Origin of the sequence: Blautia sp. 210820-DFI.6.14 (assembly GCF_020558815.1) — a bacterium.
Taxonomy (GTDB): Bacteria; Bacillota; Clostridia; order Lachnospirales; family Lachnospiraceae; genus Blautia_A; species Blautia_A obeum.
Genome location: NZ_JAJCKS010000004.1, coordinates 1 through 18,337, shown reverse-complemented (window position 1 = coordinate 18,337; position 18,337 = coordinate 1). Strand labels below are relative to the sequence as shown.

Sequence of the window (18,337 nt, the reverse complement as noted above, 5' to 3'; positions counted from 1 at the left end):
AAGAGCTGTCTGGTTTGACCAGACAGCTTTTTTGACTGAAAATATATTGTTGAGTATCACAGATATGGAGTTCCTGGGATTTCCGGATAGCTGCCCATGCCGATCAGAAGTTCCAGTCCAACCTGACGGGCTTCCAGTACCGCTGCTTTAACAGCACTGGCATCGCCGGAGATACCGAGAATCACTTCGTTAGAGTGACTGGTTCCGATACTTGGCGTCATATAACAGGTGATATTTACGGCAGATGCTTTCATAGCGGTATCGGCCATTACAAGACCAATTGCAGCAGGAGATCCTGCCATGAAGCCGAAGGCCTCGCCTGGTACGGCATGAAATGCTTTCTGCAGTGCAGCTCCCGCGCTTGCGGAATAAGTGAATTCCAGATGACCGGATTCGCTGATATAAAGCTCTCCTGCATTTTTCTTTGTAAGTTCGAGGCCAAGCTCGATTGCATGACGTACATCTGAAACATCGTTGCCGCCGATTACAATATAGTTTCCATGACCACCCCAACCTTTGGTGTCTCGTGGAAACTCAATGGAAAGAACTTCGGTGTTGGTTGCTTTTACGGCATCATCGATTGCTGTGATCTGTCCGGCAGCACCGGTTCGGGAACTGAAAAGTCCAAGGGCGTGGTATTTCATTCCAACATTCATTTCTTTTAATAATGTATCATCAATACCGGAAATCACCAGTCCGATCGTATCCAGGACGGTTGTTCCGACAAATTCTGTTCTTGTACAGTGCGTACTGATACTTTTTACATCGATCATAAGAAGACTCCTGTTTCGTCTGCTTGGGGCAGACGTTTTTTCTTTATGCTTGTTAAATAAATATCCTATTTATAAATATAATCTATTTTATGCTTACTTGCAAGAGAAAGAATGCGCCAGGCCACGCTGAATAAGCTGACTGGGATTCGTGACTAAATTCGTGACCGTTGATTTCACGCCCATTTTCCGGAATCTCTTTTTAAACGCAAAAAAACACCGAAACTCTTGATTTCCAAGAATTTCGGCGCCCCTGCCAAGTAGTCGAAGTGACAGGATTTGAACCTGCGGCCTCTGCGTCCCGAACGCAGCGCTCTACCAAACTGAGCCACACTTCGTTATTTGTTTTTGTTTCGTCGTTCAACGCAAGACATATTATATTATAGAGATATGGAAATGTCAACAGGCTTTTTTAAAAAAGTTACAAAAAGTTTTTTTGTTGATTTAAATTATTATATAGTATATTTTGTTTGCAGGATTCAAACAAATTAAATTGAAAAGACCTGTTTGACATTTTCATTATAAAATAAAGAGTGATATTTGCTATATAGCCTTCTGCATATGCATAACCGTCTCAAAATCTCCAATACACATTGGACGATAATAAAGGAATCCCTGAATCTCATTACATCCTTCATTTTTAAGGAAATCAGCGATTACTTCTGTTTCCACACCTTCGCACACAATTGATTTGTGCATGCGCTTCAACATATGGAACATTTTCTGTGAAAGATAGAGATTCAGAAACAGAAGCATTGCCATGAGCCCAAGTGTGAATTCGCAGAGATAAAGAGTATTTTTGCTTAAAATAAAAAAACCGTAGTGCAAATTGTACTACAGGCAACGAAAATATAACAACAAATGACAGATGAAATTTTATTTTAAATCTTTGAAAAAGTCTCCTACTTCACAGTCCAGAATCTTGGCCAGAGCAACCAGTTCGCTGACTTTGATATTCATACGATTGGTTTCAATCTTGGCATAACTGCTCTTGGAGATCGGAATACCCATCAGATTCATTTTTGCAATGACCTGATCCTGTTTGAGTTTACATTGGTAGCGTCTTTTCTGAATGTTGCTGCCAATACTCATATCCATTCTGATCTTCTGTATCATATTTTCTCCATATCCTAATATTTCGCAATAAAGAAAGTTCTATGTATTGATGATAGAGAAGATTTTAGGTATAATGTTTCGTGATAAGGAAACATTTGCAATCAGATATCGCAGTAGACAAAAAATATGATCAGGAAATACTGGAAGGATGAATGAGGAAAATATGGATAAAGATTGGATAAAAGCAGTGACACTCCTTTGTATTATTGCACAGAACAATGCGGACTCTATGAAGCGGTCCGTTCGATATGCAGAGATCATGAAAAAGGAATACGGACTGGATGCCGAAAAATTTCAGCGGATTTATGACAGCTGGTTTTGCAGTGGTGAGATTCAGGAAAAATACCGGATTAAGGATTCGGTTACAGGAAGAGAACAGAAACTTCCTCTGTATCACAAAGGAGTAGATGGTATGTGCAGGATGCTCGAAGAAGGTATCATAGATGAAAAGGAATTCTTTGAGATATTCTGGGAAACACCTTATGAAACCCTGAAAGAAAATGAAAAGTATACAGGATTCTATCCTTCACTACCGGGTTGCATTGCATCGGCTGAAGGAAAAAATCAGCTGAAAGAAGAGATGCGTACTGCTTTGAAGAAATGGATTAGGTCAGCATTCTATATGTGGAGAGAAAACAATATCCTGGAAGAGTGATCTTCCGGGATTTTTTGCATATATATAAGTGATATGAAAAAAACGGGAGGAAGCTGCTTGGCTGAGTACCGACGTTTTGTGGCTTATGTATATGAATACCAGAAAGAGAAGAAGGGAAGCAACTGTGGATTTGTAAAAATAGAAGTACGGGGTGAGATCTGCAGAATCGAACTACATCTGCAGTGTCCGGGACTGATGCCGGAGTCCACATGCAGTGTTTATGGATTTGTACGGAACAGGGGGCTGCTGGACGGAATTCTTCTTGGAGGCTGTGTAACGGGAGAAGGTAAGGTGGAGTGCATTCTGGAAATATCTGCAGGGAATATGGGAGACAGTGGAAAATCTCTGGATGAAATGGGGGGAATGATTTTTGTAACAGAGCAGGGTGGATTTTTTGGAACCGAATGGGATGATCAGATGATCCGGCCGGGAAACTTCCGAGTGGTAGAGAAAAGGATGATACCGGAAACGCAGCCAGATCTGTCGGAGACAGAGAGAAGCTCTGAAGAAGAAATTGCAGAATCAAAGACAGAGGCACCTGAGCAAGATAGGGATGACCGGACGGAGCAGGCAGAAAATGTACAGAAGGAAGAAACAACACAGCAGGAACTGCACTCGCAGTCTGTGCAGGAATCAGATGCTTCAGATCTGGTTTCTGAGGAAATGCTTCATGAACATGATAAACCACACCCATCGTGCCCTCTTCCGGGGACTCCCTGCGATGCTTTTTCTGACGGGGAGCTGAGTGACTGCCGTAAGATCTCACCACAGGATCTGTGTCATCTTGGGCGAAGGGCCTGTATGCTTCGAAATAATCGCTTCGTACAGTATGGCTCTTATAATTTCGGACATCTTCTTTTGTGCAGAAATAAATGTGGCCAGATGGTTCTTGGCATCCCTGGGGCGTATGATCAACAGGAGCGCTTCATGGCAAATATGTTTGGCTTTCCATATTTCAAAGAAAGCAGACATATTCAGATCCCGGGAGGCACAGGTGGATATTGGTATCGTTTAATCGATACCCCGGATTTCAACAAGCGGGATGGTCGTCAGTAAAATTTTGCGGAAGTGTTCAAGCTCTTCAAGAGAATAACTGCTGAAGCCAGGCTGCAGGACTTCATCGGAGTCTCTGTAAGCCTGGAGATAGTAGGCTTTGGCTCCTTTCAGCCATTGGCCGATCTGTATAAAATCATTTTCATTATGTAGTTCCTTTACAACTGTAGTCCGAAATTCATAATCGAGATTTCCGTGGAGCAGAAAAGAAACTGTTTCCTGAATGGCGGTCAGATCCGGATGCATCATGCCTGTGAGAGAAGGATAATTATCAGGACAGGCCTTGATATCCACGGCTGTCTTTTGAATCAGTCCTCTTTCGGCCAGATGCTTCAAGACGTCAGGACGAGTTCCGTTGGTATCCAGTTTGACAGGATACCCGAGGGCATGTATTTTGCAGATAAAATCTTCCAAATCAGAAGCAAGGGTAGGTTCTCCGCCGGAAATACAGACACCGTCCAGAATTCCGCGGCGTTTTTTCAGGAAAGAGAGTACTTCTTCTTCCGGGATCACTGGTTCATCTGCCGGATGCAGTACAAGAGAACTGTTCTGGCAGAACGGACAGCGGAAGTTGCAGCTTCCCAGAAAGATCGTAGCGGCTACCCTTCCTGGATAATCCAGTAAGGTTGTTTTGTTTAATCCATGAATTGCTGGCATAATTATCATTCCTGTCTTTAGAAAGTTGAGTAATCCGACAGTTTGCAGTGCCGGACGTATGAACTCTATTTTAAATTTTCCTCATTGATTTTGCAACCGACTTTTACTATACTGATTTGAAAAGAGCAACAACGATCAGGAGGAAAATCTTTTGACAGAACAGGAGCGTTTTATGAAAGAAGCCATCCGACAGGCAAAAAAAGCGCGGGCACTGGAAGAAGTGCCGATTGGCTGCGTGATCGTATCGGATGGAAAAATCATTGCGAGAGGATACAACAGAAGAAATACAGATAAAAATACATTGTCGCATGCGGAACTGAATGCGATCCGTAAAGCGAGCAAAAAACTGGGCGACTGGCGTCTGGAAGGATGTACGATGTATGTGACATTGGAGCCCTGTCAGATGTGTGCCGGAGCGCTGGTACAGTCCAGAATTGATGAGGTTGTGATCGGAAGTATGAATCCAAAAGCAGGCTGTGCAGGATCGGTCCTGAATCTTTTGCAGGTAGATAATTTTAATCATCAGGTAAAAATTACCCGCGGTGTTCTGGAAGGAGAATGTTCGATGATGCTGTCAGATTTTTTTCGGGAACTCCGCGAAAAGAAAAAACGTCTGAAAATGCTTGCGAAGCAGCAGGTGGAACAGGCCTGGGATGCTTAAAAAGCAAGCCCCTTGTTTTTTGTTCCGGAAGTGATATGATAAGAAAAAGAAAATACGAGGAGGATTTTGAAATGACACTGGAAGCATTAAGAAAAGACATGGTTGCTGCCATGAAAGCAAAAGATAAAACAACGAAGGATGCAGTGTCTTCGCTGGTATCAGCAGTAAAAAAAGCTGCCATTGATGAAGGCTGCAGAGAGGACGTTCCGGAAGCACTGGTTGACCGTGTGATCCTGAAAGAAATGAAAACAGTCAAAGAACAGCTGGATACCTGTCCGGAAAGCCGTGATGATCTTCGCGCTGAATATCAGGCAAGATATGATGTGATTGCAAAATATGCGCCACAGCAGATGAGCGCAGAAGAAATCCGCACATACCTGGAAGAAAAATTTGCAGATGTGCTTGCCACCAAGAATAAAGGTCAGATCATGAAAGCGGTTATGGGAGATCTCAAAGGTAAAGCAGATGGCAAACTGATCAATCAGGTCGTTGCTGATATCTGTAAATAAAAAATGTGCATAAAGTCTGATCCCAAAAACAGACTTTAGAATAAACCAAAATTTTAAGCCAAAAACATAAGACCGGAGACAGAAGGAAAGAGAATTCCTCTGTTTCCGGTCTTATTGCATAAAAAAATACTCTATGGAAATGATATCCACAGAGCAGAATAATCTTTTTTCCGCGCGCCGCACTTCGAAATGTTCCCATGAACGTTACCTTTACAGTTAACTCGGCCCAGGCACCCTCACGGCACACAAGAGCTTCTGCTTAGTGCTGCTACATTCCTGTCCTGACACGGTTCACAGATTCCTGTTGCGTGAGACCCAAACGTCAACGCCACTTATAAAGGGCAGCTCCACAGGAGACAAACCTCAGATTGGCATCACCCCTGCTGTAGCGGATTGCAGGTACAGGGCACCGCTATCTCCCCGGCTGCGCGGACTTTAAGTATAGACGATTTTTGAATACTTGTCAAGTAGGGGTAAAGTATTATATAATAGTAAACAACACTTACACAGTAAGGAGGAAAATCTACGATGATCAAAAGAATTGGTTTATTAACAAGCGGTGGTGACTGCCAGGCTCTGAATGCAACTATGAGAGGTGTTGTAAAAGCCCTGTCAAATGCAGTGGAAGACCTGGAAGTTTATGGATTTGATGACGGATATAAAGGACTGATCTATGGAAAATATCATATGCTCACAGCAAAAGATTTTTCCGGAATTCTGACCCGCGGTGGTACGATACTTGGTACATCCCGTCAGCCGTTTAAACTGATGCGCGTGCCGGATGAAAAAGGACTGGATAAGGTTGAAGCCATGAAGCAGACCTATTACAAATTGTGTCTGGACTGTCTGGTTATTCTTGGTGGAAACGGAACGCAGAAGACAGCCAATCTTCTGAGAGAAGAAGGTCTGAATATCATTCATCTGCCAAAAACGATCGATAATGATATTTATGGAACAGATATGACATTTGGTTTCCAGAGTGCGGTAAATATTGCTACGAATGCAATCGACTGTATCCATACAACAGCAACATCTCACGGCCGTGTATTTATCGTTGAGATCATGGGACACAAAGTCGGAAGTCTGACTCTCCATGCAGGTATTGCCGGCGGTGCAGATATTATTCTGATTCCGGAGATTCCGTACGATATCAAGAAAGTATGTGCTGCGATCGAGAAACGAAATAAAGCAGGAAAACGTTTTACGATCCTTGCCGTTGCTGAAGGTGCAATTTCAAAAGAAGATGCAGAACTTCCGAAGAAAAAATATAAAGAAAAACTCGAAGCCAGAGCGAAGAAATATCCGTCTGTTTCTTATGAGATCGCGGATCAGATCAATCAGGTGATCGGCAGCGAAGTACGTGTTACAGTTCCGGGACATATTCAGCGTGGAGGAGAACCGTGTCCGTATGACCGTGTACTTTCTACAAGAATCGGTGCCGGTGCAGCAGAGGCAATTCTGGATGAAGATTACGGAATTATGATCGGCGTCATCAACGGCAAGATCAAGAGGGTTCCGCTTGCTGAATGTGCGGGCAAACTGAAAATGGTTTCACCGAAAGATCAGATCGTCAAAGCTGCCAAACAGATCGGTATCAGCTTCGGAGACTGACAGGAGTTATAACAGAGAGAACAACGACCGCCGCGGGAGTTTTCCTGCGGCGGCTTAATGCCTGAGAATATTTCTGCAAATATGATATTCCCGGGCAGCAGGAGAGGAGTGTATTCATGAGTTATACTGCCCTGTACCGAAAGTTCAGGCCCGATAATTTTGAAGACGTCAAAGGGCAGGATCACATTGTGACCACGCTTACCAATCAGATCAACGCAAACCGTATCGGACATGCATATCTTTTTTGCGGAACAAGGGGTACCGGTAAAACAACGGTAGCCAAGATCCTGGCAAAAGCAGTCAACTGTGAGCATCCGGTGAATGGAAGTCCTTGTAATGAATGTGAGATGTGCAAAGCCATTCAGGCGGGTACTTCCATGAACGTGATCGAGATCGATGCTGCCTCCAATAACGGTGTGGATAATATTCGAGAGATCCGGGAAGAGGTTACGTATCGCCCGACAGAGGGCAGGTACAAAGTATATATCATCGATGAGGTGCATATGCTTTCTACTGGTGCGTTTAATGCCCTGCTCAAGACACTGGAAGAACCGCCGTCTTATGTGATCTTTATTCTGGCGACAACCGAGGCCCACAAGATTCCAATCACGATTTTGTCCAGATGTCAGCGGTATGATTTCCACAGGATCTCAATCGATACGATCGCCGCACGGTTGTCAGAACTTCTGAAAGTTGAAGGCGTGGAAGCAGAAGAAAAAGCAATTCGTTATGTGGCAAAGGCAGGAGACGGATCCATGCGAGATGCACTCAGCCTTCTGGATCAGTGTATTGCGTTTTATCTGGGGCAGACACTTACCTATGATAAAGTGTTGGATGTGCTGGGCGCTGTCGATACAGAAGTATTCAGCAGACTCCTTCGCAAGGTGCTTGCCGGAGATGTGACATCTGCAATTCGCATTCTGGAAGAGCTGATTGTGGGAGGAAGAGAACTGAGTCAGTTTGTAGGGGATTTTACCTGGTACATGCGGAATCTTCTTCTTGTCAAGACTTCGGATAATCCGGAAGAAGCGATAGATGTTTCTTCTGAGAATCTGAAACTTCTCAAAGAAGAGAGTGAGATGACGGACAGTGATACATTGATGAGATATATTCGTATTTTTTCAGATCTGTCCAATCAGATTCGTTTTGCAACACAAAAAAGAGTGCTTGTGGAAATTGCTCTGATCAAACTCTGCCGTCCGGCAATGGAGACGAACCTGGATTCTGTTCTGGATCGTATCCGTGTACTGGAGCAGAAGATAGAGGAACGCCCGGTACAGCAGGTAGTCGTACAGAGTGCGGCAGCACCGGGAAGCGAAGCAACAGTTGCACAGGCAGAACCGCCGAAGCCGCCACAGAAGGCTGCTCCGGAAGACCTGCAGAAGATAGTGGCAAGCTGGAAGATGATCGTTGGACAGACTACAGCAGCTTTCAAACAGGCGTTGCTTCAGTCTGTGCCGAAATACAATGGAGAGACTGGTGAACCGATACTGTATGTGGAATTCCAGACACCTCTTGGCAGGCTTTATCCGGATGATTCTGACGCAAAGAAAGAATTGCAGACGATCATTGAACAGAAGCTTGGAAAGAGCATTGAACTTCATATGCTTGTAGCAGAGGACCACCAGCAGACAAATCTGACACAGATCACAGTCGATCAGGCAATCCGTGAGAATATCCATATGGATGTTGTGATCGAAGAAACACCTGGATCTGAGCCGGAAGAATAAATATTATCAAAGAATCCCGCACAGGCGGTTTTCATATATTAAATATCATCAGGAGGATTTATAAAATGGCAAAACGTGGAGGATTTCCGGGCATGGGAATGCCGGGTAACATGAATAATTTGATGAAACAGGCGCAGAAAATGCAGCGTCAGATGGAAGAGAATCAGAAGGCTCTGGAAGAAAAAGAATTTACAGCAGCAGCAGGCGGCGGAGCTGTGGAGGTTACTGTTTCCGGTAAACGTGAAGTGACAAAGGTAAAACTTGCAGAAGAAGTAGTTGATCCGGACGATATTGAAATGCTGGAAGATCTGATCGTGGCAGCTACGAATGAGGCACTTCGCAAAGTTGAAGAAGAATCAGCAGCAGTAATGTCAAAACTGACAGGAGGACTCGGAAGTTTAGGCGGAGGCCTTCCCTTCTGATGGAATATTACAGCACACATATCAACAAGCTGATCGAACAGCTGTCTCATCTGCCGGGAATCGGACCGAAGTCGGCGCAGAGACTGGCATTTCATATTATGAATATGCCAAAAGACCAGGTTGAACAGCTGACCTCTTCGATCACGGGTGCTCGTGAGAAGATCCGTTACTGCAAGAAGTGCTGTACGCTGACAGACCAGGAACTCTGTCCGATCTGCAGCAATCCCAAGAGAGATGCGAGTACTATTATGGTTGTAGAAAATACCAGAGATCTTGCAGCTTATGAAAAAACCGGCAAATACGAAGGGGTTTATCATGTGCTTCATGGTGCAATCTCGCCGATGCTGGGAATCGGACCGGATGATATCCGTCTCAAAGAACTTATGAAGCGCCTGCAGACAGAAGATATCAAAGAAGTGATCATTGCCACCAATTCCAGTCTGGAAGGTGAGACAACTGCAATGTATATCAGTAAGCTGATCAAACCTACAGGAATCCGTGTCAGCAGGATCGCAAGTGGAGTTCCGGTAGGCGGAGACCTGGAATATATTGACGAAGTAACGCTGCTTCGTGCGCTGGAAGGAAGAGTGGATCTCTGATACAGCTTCACGCAGACAGCAGAAAGAGAGAAAGAATATTGGCAAAAAAGAAGGCAACTTCCTCACAGGTGGCAGAAAAAGCCGGAGTTTCACAGGCGACTGTTTCTATGATTCTGAACCGCAGAAGCAATGTTTCTTTTTCGGCCGAAACGGTGGAAAAGGTAGAATGTGCAGCCAGAGAGCTGGGCTATGAACTGCCTCATCGCAAAAACAAAAGCAACACAAGAAAAGAAAAACTGATCGTTGTACTGTGTCCTACGCTGACCAGTCCTTATTATGTACTGCTTCTTCAGGGAATTGAATCGGTTGCCAATGAGAAGGGGTATGGCGTTTTTACCTGCAACACACAGAGAGATGCGGGGCTGGAAGAAAAATATCTGCGTATGATCAGCACGATGGACCCGCAGGGAATCATCTATGCATGTAATCCTCATCCGGACTTTCAGAAAAAGGTGGAGGAACTGGCAAGGAGGATTCCCCTTGTTATTATCAGTAATAAAGAAAAGACAACGACAGTAGACGCGATCAACCAGGACAATACAATGGTCGGAAGATTGATGGCACGCCATTTGCTGGATCTGGGACACAGAGATGTGGCATTTATCACACCGCCTCTGACCAGACGACAGTGGCAGCGCTCCAGAAGAGTGGATGGTTTTGTGAAAGAATATGAGAAGGAAGGACTGGCTGGGCATGTATTGATCAAAGCAGCAGATGAATCTGTTGACCGTACGCTGCCAAAAATGGATTCGGAATATTCTATGGGATATCAGCTGACAATGGAATTGTTGAAAGAGGACAGAAACTTTACGGCAATTGCCGGTCAGAACGACATGATGGCTCTTGGCGCGATCGATGCGCTGGAAGAATCCCGAATACGTGTGCCGAAAGATGTTTCGGTCATTGGATGTGATGATACTTTTTATTCTGGCATCCGGAGACTTTCGTTAACAACGATCGATCATTTTGTTGCGCTGAAAGGCAGGGATGCCTGTGATATCATTATTCGCAAGATCATGATGAATGACCAGTTTTATTCGGCAGGACTGCAGCCAACCAGTCTTTATAATATTGAATATACCCCGAAACTGATCACTCGTAAGACGACTGCCTATGCAAATACAAAAAGAAAGATTCCGGATCCGGATGGAATGACGGAAAAAATAAAATAAATATGTATAATAAAATTATTATTAATAATTTAATGCGAATATCAGTGAGACTACTGAGAGAACTTGGATTTTCAAGGCGCTTATAGATCAAAAATCGTAAATAAAGCAATAATTTATTTATAAAAATTGATATTATTAATAGAAAATTTATTAATAATTATGGCGCCTCTTGACCTTCATGTTTGGTCTGTTATAATGAAAATATCAAAAAAACAGAGCAAAAACTCAGGAGGGAATTAAAATGAGATTTTTTATCGACACAGCAAATGTAGACGACATTCGTAAGGCAAATGACATGGGAATTATCTGTGGTGTCACCACAAACCCGTCCCTGATCGCAAAAGAAGGAAGAGACTTCAACGAAGTGATCAAAGAAATCACAGAGATCGTTGACGGACCGATCAGCGGAGAAGTAAAAGCTACAACAACAGATGCAGAAGGTATGATCGCAGAAGGACGTGAGATTGCCAAGATCCATCCAAACATGGTTGTAAAGATTCCTATGACAGTAGAAGGTCTGAAAGCTGTCAAAGTTCTTTCAAAAGAAGGAATCAAAACAAATGTTACTCTGATCTTTACTGCCAACCAGGCTTTACTTGCTGCAAGAGCAGGTGCTACATATGTATCTCCGTTCCTTGGAAGACTGGATGATATCTCCACAGACGGACTTCCGCTGATCCGTCAGATCGTTGAAATGTTTGAAGTTGCTGGAATCGATACACAGATCATCTGTGCAAGCGTTCGTCATCCGATCCATGTAACAGAATGTGCACTGGCAGGTGCTGATATCGCAACCGTACCATACAAAGTTCTGGAGCAGATGACAAAACATCCTCTGACAGATGCAGGAATCGAAAAATTCCAGAAAGACTACAAAGCTGTATTTGGTGACAAATAATACATATTATATATAAGATGTGAGAGGAATCCCACCTCTGCAGGTGGTGAATCAGTGGCGGGATTCTTGAATTTTGTAAATACAAGGTCATGGTGCAGCGTGAGGTTGGGGAATTATATCCTTGTACTTGACTAATGTCAGAATTAATTGTAGCATAAGCATGTTATGGATTAACTATGGGCGAAATAGTTATTCTTCAAATTATTAAAAGGAGAAATTGAACATCATGGAGAAATTAGAACTTCAGAAAATTGCGAACGAAGTCCGCAAAGACATCGTGACCGCAGTTCATGCTGCAAAAGCCGGCCATCCGGGCGGATCTTTATCAGCAGCAGATTTATTCACATATCTGTATTTTGAAGAAATGAACGTAGATCCGAAAGATCCGAAGAAAGCAGACAGAGACCGTTTTGTCCTTTCTAAAGGACACACAGCACCGGGACTTTATTCTGTACTTGCGGAGAGAGGATATTTTCCGAAAGAAGATCTGAAGACTCTTCGTCATCTGGGATCTTATCTGCAGGGACATCCGGATATGAAACATATTCCAGGTGTAGATATGTCCAGCGGATCTCTTGGACAGGGAATCTCAGCAGCAGTAGGTATGGCACTTTCTGCAAAACTGAGCAACGAATCCTACAGGGTGTATACACTTCTTGGCGATGGTGAGATTCAGGAAGGTCAGGTTTGGGAGGCAACTATGTTCGCAGGCTTCCGTAAACTGGACAACCTTGTTGTGGTTGTTGATAATAATGGACTTCAGATCGATGGAAAAGTAGATGAAGTTTGCTCTCCATATCCGATTGATAAGAAATTTGAAGCATTTAATTTCCATGTGATCAATGTAGCAGACGGAAATGATATGGATCAGCTGAAAGCTGCATTTGACGAAGCAAAGACTGTCAAAGGAATGCCTACCGCAATCATTATGAAAACTGTCAAAGGTAAGGGCGTTTCCTTTATGGAAAACCAGGCCGGATGGCATGGCAAAGCTCCGAATGATGAGCAGTATGCACAGGCAATGGAAGATCTGGAGAAAGTAGGTGAAGCATTATGTCAGAAGTAAAGAAAATCGCTACAAGAGCCAGCTATGGCGCAGCTCTGGTAGAGCTTGGAAAAGAACATGAAGATCTGGTTGTTCTGGACGCTGACCTTGCTGCAGCTACTCAGACAGGAATGTTCAAAAAAGAATTTCCGGAAAGACATATTGACTGTGGTATCGCAGAGTGCAACATGATGGGTATTGCGGCCGGACTTGCAACAACAGGCAAGGTTCCGTTTGCAAGTACTTTTGCAATGTTTGCTGCAGGCCGTGCTTATGAACAGCTTCGCAACTCTGTTGCATATCCGAAACTGAACGTAAAAGTAGGCGCTACACATGGCGGTATCTCTGTTGGTGAAGATGGTGCTACACATCAGTGCTGCGAGGATTTTGCACTTATGAGAGCAATCCCTGGTATGGTTGTTATGAGTCCTTCTGATGATATTGAAGCAAAAGCAATGGTAAAAGCTGCATATGAGTATGTAGGACCTGTATATATGAGATTTGGCCGTCTGGCAGTTCCGGTAATCAATGACAGACCAGACTACAAATTTGAAATGGGCAAAGGCATCGTTCTTCGTGAGGGAAAAGACCTTACTATCGTTGCAAACGGACTTTGTGTGGCAGCTTCTCTGGAGGCGGCGGAGAAACTGGCAGCAGATGGAATTGATGCAAAGGTAATCAATATCCACACGATCAAACCACTGGATGAAGAACTGATCGTAGCAGCAGCCAAAGAGACCGGCAAGGTTGTTACAGTAGAAGAACATTCTATTATTGGTGGTTTAGGCGGAGCTGTATGCGAATGCCTTTCTGAAAAAGCTCCTGTACCGGTTAAACGTATCGGTATTAATGATGTATTTGGAGAATCTGGTCCGGCAGTTGCTCTTCTTGAGAAATATGGCCTGGATGCAGAAGGTATTTACAAACAGATCAAAGAGTTTGTCTAAAATCAGATTGAGGGATCATCAGCAAAATCCCGTTGGAGATTTGTTCTGCAATGGAAATAACAGTTGACAGACGGGTGGTCTGGAGCGTTAGCTGTTCCAACATGCCTGCTGTGTTGACGATTCCTGTAATATGAATATGGCCGACAGGCGGCAGTTTTTTATGAACGGCAGCACCTGGGTACAGTGCACCATTAGCGATGGTCACATATCCCAGGTGCTTTTTTTGTCCCAAAGAAGCATCAACAGCAATGATCAGGCTGTCCGGATGCCGGGAAAGAATCTCTTTGCGTGTGTCACAAAGGTTTAATGCATGTACAGGCTGTACAAGTGTTCCGTAAACATATATTCCTGGAAAACAAAAGGAACTGAGCCGATGACCAACATAGGGACCAAGACAGTCTCCTGTGACACGATCGGTTCCAATACAGAGAAAGACAAGATCTGTCCAGTGATGGGGATAGGAAAGAATGCATTTTTTTAACAGAACAGAAATTTCTCTGGAACAGTCCTGCTGATTTGTGTTGATATAGAAAGCCATAAAAATTCCTCACGATGGTTGAGCATCAGCTGGATGCTATAAATGGATCTGTCGGTTCTGCTTTATTGTATCCGTAGCAAAAGAAAAATATGCACCATGCAGAATATGTCGTTAAATTCTTGGGGGTGTCTCTTATATTATGCTAAAATCTGCATTTCCTGTATGGTATTCTGATGCCTGAAGGGGTGATATATATGATAGAGGTTATCTACAAGGATGAAAAACAGACAGCAAAAGGAAATGAGGAAAGTTTTAACCTCCCCAAAAATATACGTCAGATAGGAATTCCGAATGAAAAATACCGGATTTATATTGAAGATTATGTATACACTTTTCTGAAGAAAATAGCAGAAAAGGCGGAAGAAGAGGAAAAAGGTGCGGCTGCTGTTTTTACGGGCGAAATAAAATGGAATTCAGGTACAGGCTATCTGTTTATCAGGGGAGCTCTGACGGCAGAGGCAGGGGAGATTTCGGCAGAGCATGTAGAGTTCAGTGATCTTACATGGCAGAAACTTCATGAGGAAATAGAACATTATTTTGCAGGGCAGGAAATTATAGGGTGGTTCCTGACGCAGAAATCTCTTCAGATGGAAGTGACAGAAGGCGTGCAGCGGATCCATATGAAACTTTTTGGCGGAGAAAAAGCGCTTATGCTGATGGATCCGGTAGAAAAAGAGGAGGCTTTTTTCTGCTATGACAATGGCAGATTGTTGAGACAGAGTGGATATTATATTTATTATGAAAAAAATCCGCAGATGCAGGCGTATATGCTGGAAAAGAATCCGGAACTGAATCAGCCGGAACAGGAGCTGGTTGCAGACGACGCGGTTAAAACTTTTCGAAAGATCATTCAAAAGAAACATACAGAAGAAACGCAGGAAACAGAAGAAAGAGCTTCTGTTTTTTCTTATGCGGCAACAGCCTGTCTTGTATTGGCTGTGCTGACGGTTGGTGTACAGTTTTATCAAAATTATAACCATAAGAGTATAACGGATACGATCACGGAGACGGTTTCCCGAACTGCAAATTCAACGGAAGTGACAAAAGCGGAAAGGCAGACGGAAAAAAAATCAGTTACGCCAACTTCCGCGTTGAAAAAAGATTTGACTCCGATTCCAGTGTCTCCGGCGGCAACAGAAACACCGCCAGTAACATCAATGGCTGCTGAGGATGATGCTGAAACTGACACAAAAAACGTTTTGAATTCGGAAAAAGAACAGGAAATCTATCGGGAAGAATCCGATACCAGAAAAGCGGAGCGGAGAGTGAAACAGGAACAAGTGGAAAACAATGCTGCTAAGAACAAAATAAGCGAGGATGTGACGGATAGCGCAGTGGCTTCATCAGCAGAATCGGGAACATCTTATGTGATCAAACCGGGAGATACCTTATATCAGATCAGTATATCCAGATATGGTACAATGGAAAAAGTGGCTGATATCTGTCGGGCAAATGGTCTGACGGAGGAGGAAATTATTTATCCGGGGCAGATAATTGTATTGCCGTAGAAAATTTGATATAATAAAAAAATCAGGAATGCTGTGAACAGAATGAGCAGTGACCGATTAGAAGATAACGGATGACTGGTCGCAGGAAATACCTGCGATAAAGTACAAGGTAAGGAAAATGGCAAATATAATAAAAAAATTAAAACGAAAACACAAAAGAAAGAAAATGCAGTCGCAGCGGGCGAAACTCGAACAGGAACAGTGTGCGATTCAACAGATGAGTCCGGAAGAAGCGTATCAGAACCGACTGCGCAGACATAAACATGATGCATTACGCAGAACTGTAATGTCAATCGTGGCGGTTGCTGCAATAGCAACGGTAGTTCTTCTGTATGTTGAACGGAGAAGCTATCATAATTACAGAATACTTTCTGCAAGTGAACAGGAGGATGTAGTTTCTACAAAATATCTGGAAATGTCTGGAAAAATACTCAGGTACAGTCCGGATGGAGCATCGTTGGTCAATAGCAGTATGGATACTTACTGGAGCGTTCTTTACGAAATGCAGAATCCGGTGGCTGATGTAAAAGATGACAGAGCGGTTATTGCGGATCAGGATGGTACGCTGCTTGAGATGTTTGACAAAAACGGAGAGACTGGAAGCGTTACAACGTCTTATAATATTGTTAAAGCGAAAATTTCTTCAAGTGGAATGGTTGCTGCTATTTTGGATGGCGGCGATTCGACGTGGATTAATTTTTATGCATCAGATGGAAGTTTGATCGCAGAAAACCAGACACACATTTCGGATCCGGGATATCCGCTGGATGTAGCTGTTGCTGATAATGGAAATATCATGATGGTTGCATATCAGTATGTGGATGGAAGTGAGACGACCAGTTATGTTGCATTCTATAATTTTGGGGATGTAGGGCAGAGCGAAGATGACCGTATTGTGAGCGGATATACTTATGAGGGAACGGTGATTCCGCAGATTATGTATCTGAATGGTGGCAAATCACTTGCGGTGAGGGACGATGGATTTACTTTGTATAAAGGAAGCCAGATCCCGAAAGAAAAAGAAACTGTTAAAGTAGATAAAGAAATTGTCAGCACATTTTATGATGATGATATAATCGGTCTTGTGTTTAAAAATGGAAATAAAGAAAAACCATATACAATGAGAGTGTATTCTACGGATGGAAATCTGAAATTTGAAAAAGATTTCAATATTCCGTATACTACGATCAAGGTGAGTGATGGAAATATTCTTCTATATAACAGCTCGCAGGTATGTGTTATGAACAGCAGAGGTGTAGAAAAATACAGTGGTACGATTGATGGAACGATCAGTGACTTCATAAAGATTGGCTGGAACCGATATCTTCTTGTTCTTGACAGCGGTGTTGATGTGATCAAATTAAGCTGAGAGGTGTGACATGGAGATAACGTGGCTTGGAATTCTGGCTATAGCAATTCTGATTTTTACAGGATATGGCGGATATCGTAAAGGATTTGTGCGAGAGATCATGTCATTTTTCTTTGTATTTCTGGCATTGGCACTTGCGTGGATGATCAATCCGTATGTGAATGACTTTATGATGAAAAAAACACCTGCATATGAACGGATACAGGAAAGCTGTCTCAATCTGATTGATTCACAGAATATGGATGAGGAAAAATCAGACGAAGAAAGCTCTGACGGGAAAATCATGGATGGGACGATACAGGAAGAAACAACTTTTATAGATGGACTTAATTTGCCGAAAGTCCTGCAGAAAAGTCTGACGGATAACAATACAGCAGAAGTTTACAAAGAATTAGCTGTAGATTCTTTTGGCGATTATGTGTCTGGATATCTGGCAAGGCTGATCGTAAATGGAATGTCTTATCTTGTTTCATATATCCTGGCAAATCTTGTGATCAGATTGATTGGGTGTGTGTTAAATGCAATTGCAGAACTGCCGTTGATCAATGGGGCCAACAGACTGACTGGAGCGCTGGTAGGAGTTGCAAAAGGAATTGTGTTTCTGTGGATAGCGCTTCTTATTTTAACGGTACTCTGTAGTACAGAGACAGGAAAAACAGGTTTGGCATTGGTGGAAAAGGACAGCTTCCTGCGTGTGGTATACAGATATGACGTGCTGGTAAATGCTTTTTTACAGTTTTTTGGAAAATAATAAAAAACTACTTGACGTAGAATGCATTCAATGATATACTTTAATCCGCTTCGAAATGAGGCGGATTTTTCTTTTTTGAAAAACAAAAAAGAAAATAAAAAACTTAAAAAACTTGTTGACATTCGGAAGTGAATGTGATAAAGTAAACGAGTTGCTGATGAGCAACGAATCACAAAAATTCATTTGAAAAGTTTTGAAAAAACTTAAAAAAGTTCTTGACAAACAAAAATGAATGTGATAAACTAAATGAGCTGTCGAAAGAGAGCAAAAACAAAGAACCTTGATAACTAAACAGTGAAACACATACGATTCTCGAAAATTCTTTA

At 42.9% G+C, this 18,337-nt stretch carries 20 protein-coding genes, 1 tRNA gene and 1 other RNA gene; 15 read left to right on the top strand and 7 right to left on the bottom strand.

From position 1 onward, the window contains the following. Positions 1 to 56: 56 nt before the first annotated feature. The 4 genes from pduB to LI112_RS04990 form a co-directional block, all read right to left on the bottom strand. Positions 57 to 773, bottom strand: a complete 717-nt coding sequence (gene pduB, locus LI112_RS05005) for a microcompartment protein PduB (RefSeq protein ID WP_005422606.1) — start codon at positions 771 to 773, stop codon at positions 57 to 59. Between the two features lie 261 nt (positions 774 to 1,034). Further along, positions 1,035 to 1,108: transfer RNA gene (locus LI112_RS05000), tRNA-Pro, on the bottom strand. Between the two features lie 205 nt (positions 1,109 to 1,313). After that, entirely contained in the window at positions 1,314 to 1,481 is a 168-nt protein-coding gene (locus LI112_RS04995) for a hypothetical protein (protein ID WP_227190319.1), read from the bottom strand. A 165-nt stretch (positions 1,482 to 1,646) separates the two neighbouring features. Further along, the gene (locus LI112_RS04990) at positions 1,647 to 1,883 is read right to left on the bottom strand and encodes a helix-turn-helix domain-containing protein (RefSeq protein WP_044924953.1); all 237 of its coding nucleotides are present in this window, start codon (positions 1,881 to 1,883) and stop codon (positions 1,647 to 1,649) included. A 166-nt stretch (positions 1,884 to 2,049) separates the two neighbouring features. Here LI112_RS04990 and LI112_RS04985 point away from each other — a divergent pair, with 166 nt between their 5' ends. Together LI112_RS04985 and LI112_RS04980 are read left to right on the top strand one after the other, a co-directional pair. Further along, complete coding sequence (locus LI112_RS04985; RefSeq protein WP_022388566.1) at positions 2,050 to 2,541, top strand: hypothetical protein; 492 nt, start codon at positions 2,050 to 2,052, stop codon at positions 2,539 to 2,541. A gap of 57 nt (positions 2,542 to 2,598) precedes the next feature. Further along, entirely contained in the window at positions 2,599 to 3,597 is a 999-nt protein-coding gene (locus LI112_RS04980) for a DUF6128 domain-containing protein (protein WP_022388567.1), read from the top strand. Here the strand turns inward: LI112_RS04980 and LI112_RS04975 are convergent. Further along, a complete protein-coding gene (locus tag LI112_RS04975) occupies positions 3,553 to 4,251 on the bottom strand; it encodes an anaerobic ribonucleoside-triphosphate reductase activating protein (RefSeq protein ID WP_022388568.1) in 699 nt (232 codons plus the stop codon). The two genes, LI112_RS04980 and LI112_RS04975, sit on opposite strands and share 45 nt — an antisense overlap. A 151-nt stretch (positions 4,252 to 4,402) precedes the next feature. Here LI112_RS04975 and tadA point away from each other — a divergent pair, with 151 nt between their 5' ends. Both tadA and LI112_RS04965 read left to right on the top strand, forming a co-directional pair. Beyond that, positions 4,403 to 4,912 (top strand): tRNA adenosine(34) deaminase TadA, encoded by a 510-nt coding sequence (gene tadA / locus LI112_RS04970; protein ID WP_055056966.1) that lies wholly within the window; start codon positions 4,403 to 4,405, stop codon positions 4,910 to 4,912. 71 nt (positions 4,913 to 4,983) lie between these two features. Beyond that, positions 4,984 to 5,421, top strand: a complete 438-nt coding sequence (locus LI112_RS04965) for a GatB/YqeY domain-containing protein (RefSeq protein ID WP_022388570.1) — start codon at positions 4,984 to 4,986, stop codon at positions 5,419 to 5,421. Positions 5,422 to 5,591: 170 nt separating this feature from the next. On the opposite strand, the gene ffs is transcribed toward LI112_RS04965, so the two are convergent. Beyond that, an RNA gene (gene ffs, locus LI112_RS04960) (signal recognition particle sRNA large type) lies at positions 5,592 to 5,853 on the bottom strand. A 96-nt stretch (positions 5,854 to 5,949) separates the two neighbouring features. Between ffs and LI112_RS04955 the strand changes: the two genes are divergently transcribed. The 8 genes from LI112_RS04955 (at position 5,950) to LI112_RS04920 (ending at position 13,845) form a co-directional block, all read left to right on the top strand. Next, positions 5,950 to 7,032, top strand: coding sequence for a 6-phosphofructokinase (locus LI112_RS04955; protein WP_022388571.1), 1,083 nt, complete (start codon positions 5,950 to 5,952; stop codon positions 7,030 to 7,032). 116 nt (positions 7,033 to 7,148) lie between these two features. Next, positions 7,149 to 8,762, top strand: a complete 1,614-nt coding sequence (gene dnaX / locus LI112_RS04950; protein WP_022388572.1) for a DNA polymerase III subunit gamma/tau — start codon at positions 7,149 to 7,151, stop codon at positions 8,760 to 8,762. A gap of 65 nt (positions 8,763 to 8,827) precedes the next feature. Beyond that, on the top strand, positions 8,828 to 9,184 hold the full coding sequence (locus LI112_RS04945) for a YbaB/EbfC family nucleoid-associated protein (RefSeq protein ID WP_005422635.1): 357 nt from the start codon (positions 8,828 to 8,830) through the stop codon (positions 9,182 to 9,184). Next, positions 9,184 to 9,783 (top strand): recombination mediator RecR, encoded by a 600-nt coding sequence (recR, locus tag LI112_RS04940; protein ID WP_005422636.1) that lies wholly within the window; start codon positions 9,184 to 9,186, stop codon positions 9,781 to 9,783. Before LI112_RS04945 ends, recR begins: the two co-directional genes overlap by 1 nt. Before the next feature lie 38 nt (positions 9,784 to 9,821). Continuing rightward, positions 9,822 to 10,955 (top strand): LacI family DNA-binding transcriptional regulator, encoded by a 1,134-nt coding sequence (locus LI112_RS04935; RefSeq protein ID WP_044924950.1) that lies wholly within the window; start codon positions 9,822 to 9,824, stop codon positions 10,953 to 10,955. A 241-nt stretch (positions 10,956 to 11,196) separates the two neighbouring features. Beyond that, entirely contained in the window at positions 11,197 to 11,853 is a 657-nt protein-coding gene (gene fsa / locus LI112_RS04930) for a fructose-6-phosphate aldolase (protein WP_022388574.1), read from the top strand. A gap of 223 nt (positions 11,854 to 12,076) precedes the next feature. Beyond that, positions 12,077 to 12,919, top strand: coding sequence for a transketolase (locus LI112_RS04925; protein ID WP_319638643.1), 843 nt, complete (start codon positions 12,077 to 12,079; stop codon positions 12,917 to 12,919). Next, positions 12,907 to 13,845: a transketolase family protein gene (locus LI112_RS04920; protein ID WP_022388575.1), complete on the top strand. Its 939-nt coding sequence runs from the start codon at positions 12,907 to 12,909 to the stop codon at positions 13,843 to 13,845. Before LI112_RS04925 ends, LI112_RS04920 begins: the two co-directional genes overlap by 13 nt. Here LI112_RS04920 and yyaC read toward each other — a convergent pair. After that, positions 13,829 to 14,383 carry a spore protease YyaC gene (yyaC, locus tag LI112_RS04915; RefSeq protein WP_005422649.1) on the bottom strand — a complete coding sequence of 185 codons (555 nt, stop codon included), beginning with the start codon at positions 14,381 to 14,383 and terminating at the stop codon, positions 13,829 to 13,831. The two genes, LI112_RS04920 and yyaC, sit on opposite strands and share 17 nt — an antisense overlap. A gap of 194 nt (positions 14,384 to 14,577) precedes the next feature. Between yyaC and LI112_RS04910 the strand changes: the two genes are divergently transcribed. The 3 genes from LI112_RS04910 to LI112_RS04900 all read left to right on the top strand — a co-directional run bounded on the left by LI112_RS04910 (position 14,578) and on the right by LI112_RS04900 (position 18,011). Further along, a complete protein-coding gene (locus LI112_RS04910) occupies positions 14,578 to 15,891 on the top strand; it encodes a LysM domain-containing protein (RefSeq protein ID WP_227190318.1) in 1,314 nt (437 codons plus the stop codon). 118 nt (positions 15,892 to 16,009) lie between these two features. Then, a complete protein-coding gene (locus tag LI112_RS04905; protein WP_055056962.1) occupies positions 16,010 to 17,260 on the top strand; it encodes a DUF5711 family protein in 1,251 nt (416 codons plus the stop codon). A gap of 10 nt (positions 17,261 to 17,270) precedes the next feature. After that, complete coding sequence (locus tag LI112_RS04900; protein WP_055056961.1) at positions 17,271 to 18,011, top strand: CvpA family protein; 741 nt, start codon at positions 17,271 to 17,273, stop codon at positions 18,009 to 18,011. Positions 18,012 to 18,337: the final 326 nt, after the last annotated feature.

Coding starts and splice junctions, on each gene's coding strand:
- yyaC (WP_005422649.1), bottom strand. CDS start 14,383: ATGGCTTTCTATATCAACACAAATCAGCAGGACTGTTCCAGAGAAATT.
- LI112_RS04920 (WP_022388575.1), top strand. CDS start 12,907: ATGTCAGAAGTAAAGAAAATCGCTACAAGAGCCAGCTATGGCGCAGCT.
- dnaX (WP_022388572.1), top strand. CDS start 7,149: ATGAGTTATACTGCCCTGTACCGAAAGTTCAGGCCCGATAATTTTGAA.
- fsa (WP_022388574.1), top strand. CDS start 11,197: ATGAGATTTTTTATCGACACAGCAAATGTAGACGACATTCGTAAGGCA.
- LI112_RS04975 (WP_022388568.1), bottom strand. CDS start 4,251: ATGCCAGCAATTCATGGATTAAACAAAACAACCTTACTGGATTATCCA.
- pduB (WP_005422606.1), bottom strand. CDS start 773: ATGATCGATGTAAAAAGTATCAGTACGCACTGTACAAGAACAGAATTT.
- LI112_RS04900 (WP_055056961.1), top strand. CDS start 17,271: ATGGAGATAACGTGGCTTGGAATTCTGGCTATAGCAATTCTGATTTTT.
- LI112_RS04965 (WP_022388570.1), top strand. CDS start 4,984: ATGACACTGGAAGCATTAAGAAAAGACATGGTTGCTGCCATGAAAGCA.
- recR (WP_005422636.1), top strand. CDS start 9,184: ATGGAATATTACAGCACACATATCAACAAGCTGATCGAACAGCTGTCT.
- LI112_RS04945 (WP_005422635.1), top strand. CDS start 8,828: ATGGCAAAACGTGGAGGATTTCCGGGCATGGGAATGCCGGGTAACATG.
- LI112_RS04995 (WP_227190319.1), bottom strand. CDS start 1,481: ATGTTGAAGCGCATGCACAAATCAATTGTGTGCGAAGGTGTGGAAACA.
- LI112_RS04905 (WP_055056962.1), top strand. CDS start 16,010: ATGGCAAATATAATAAAAAAATTAAAACGAAAACACAAAAGAAAGAAA.
- LI112_RS04910 (WP_227190318.1), top strand. CDS start 14,578: ATGATAGAGGTTATCTACAAGGATGAAAAACAGACAGCAAAAGGAAAT.
- LI112_RS04985 (WP_022388566.1), top strand. CDS start 2,050: ATGGATAAAGATTGGATAAAAGCAGTGACACTCCTTTGTATTATTGCA.
- LI112_RS04955 (WP_022388571.1), top strand. CDS start 5,950: ATGATCAAAAGAATTGGTTTATTAACAAGCGGTGGTGACTGCCAGGCT.